This is a genomic window from Tahibacter caeni, from assembly GCF_024609805.1.
In the GTDB taxonomy this organism is placed as follows: domain Bacteria; phylum Pseudomonadota; class Gammaproteobacteria; order Xanthomonadales; family Rhodanobacteraceae; genus Tahibacter; species Tahibacter caeni.
In genome coordinates this window covers 1-1,523 of sequence record NZ_JANFVR010000598.1, presented here as the reverse complement: position 1 = coordinate 1,523, position 1,523 = coordinate 1, and the positions used below count along the sequence as shown (strand labels likewise).

The following is a 1,523-nucleotide window of genomic DNA, read 5'->3' as shown; positions in this document are numbered from 1 at the left end:
CGGCGCGACGGCGAGCAGCAGCGGCAGCGCGAGGCGCGCGCGCGCGGTCGCCGCGGCGCTCAGCGCGAGCAGCGCGACGCCGCTCCAGAACAGCGCGAGCTGCAGCAGCAGCAGCGGCTGCGGACCTTCGTGGAACAGCCGCGCGGCCTGCCACAGCAGCACGATGCCGATGCCGTTGATGTTGGAGATCTCGCCGCTGCGCGCCTGCCACCATTGATAGCTGCTGTCGAAGGACAGCCAGCCCGGATGGAACGCGAGCGCGAACAGCAGCGCCGCCGTCGCGGCCAGCGCGGCGACGGCGACGGCGAGCGCGCGCGACGGCGCGCGTGTTCCGCCGTCGTGTTCCGCGGACGCAGTACGGCGTTCTGCGTCCGGCGTGGCTCGTGGATCCTGCATGCTCCGGCGGTCTCGGCGCGTGCCGGTCCGGTCGGCGCCGCACCACCGTATGCGCGGCAGCCGTTGGCAGGTCGGACAGGCGGGGAGTGGTCGGTCGTCGTGCCGTGGTACGGCGCGGACGGCGCGCCGGCGCGGCCATCGCAGCCGCTTCGGCGCCGCGCGAGTCTAGCAGGGGCAGGGATGGCGACGGGGCGGCGCCGGACGACGATCGCCGCCGGATGCGGCGGGCGGCGGCGCAGTCGCGGGAGACCGAGCCGCGCACCGCGGTTCATTCGGCGACGTAGCGCCAGGCGGATTTCGTATCGGGGCGGCGCCAGATCGTGAAGAACGGGATCGGCTTGCGGCTGCCGTCCGGAGCGGCCGCGTTCGGCTGCAGGAAGCCGATCGTGATGCCGAGATCGCCGCTGGCGGCGACGATGACTTCATCGGGCGCCCAGGTCACTGGGCTGGTGCCCGGCGCGCTGCCGGCGCCGACGGTCGCGGCGATCTTGTCGGCGCCGACCACGACGAGCGCATCGTCCGGACCGCCGAGGTTGATCGCATCGGCGCTGCCGTACTTGGCGAAGGCCGGGCCGAGGCCTATGCGCTGCGCTTCGTCGGAGAACGCGCGCTCGGCCTGGTCGAGGCTGCGCGCGTATTCCTGGGTCCGCGTCGCGTCCGCGGCGGCCGCGCCGAACTCGGCAGGCAGCGCCGGCGGCAGCGGCGTGGCGGCCTGCGGCGCCTGATGGCTGACGCTGCGCTTGTAGGCGACGACGCGCCAGTCGCCGCCGCGGCGCACCCAGTAGGCGAGGTACTTCAGCGGCTGCGTGCTTGCGTCGGGCTTGTGCAGGGTCATGTAGCCGAACGTGAAGCCGTGCTGGCCGTCGGCCGAAATGCCGCCGCGCTGCGGCGTCCAGTCGAGGTGCGACTTCTGGTAGTCGGGCGTGCTGCGCAGGTAGTCGCGCACTTCGTCCAGGCCGCGCGCGAAGCGGTTGCCGCGCACCGGCATGACCACGTCGTCGGCGAACATGGCACTGAGCCCGCTGACCGGGTCGGTCGCGGCGCTGGCGCGGGCGAAGTCGCGGTCGGTCGCGAGCAGGGCGTCGACCGCGGCCTGCGCCGTGGCCGGCGCAGGCGCGGCATCGGCC

Annotated in this window: 2 protein-coding genes; both read right to left on the bottom strand. The window is 74.3% G+C overall.

From position 1 onward, the window contains the following. Positions 1 to 396 (bottom strand): hypothetical protein (locus tag NON22_RS24160; RefSeq protein ID WP_257389533.1); only part of this gene is annotated, 396 nt, incomplete at its 3' end. 268 nt (positions 397 to 664) lie between these two features. After that, positions 665 to 1,523 (bottom strand): nuclear transport factor 2 family protein (locus tag NON22_RS24155; protein ID WP_257389532.1); only part of this gene is annotated, 859 nt, incomplete at its 5' end.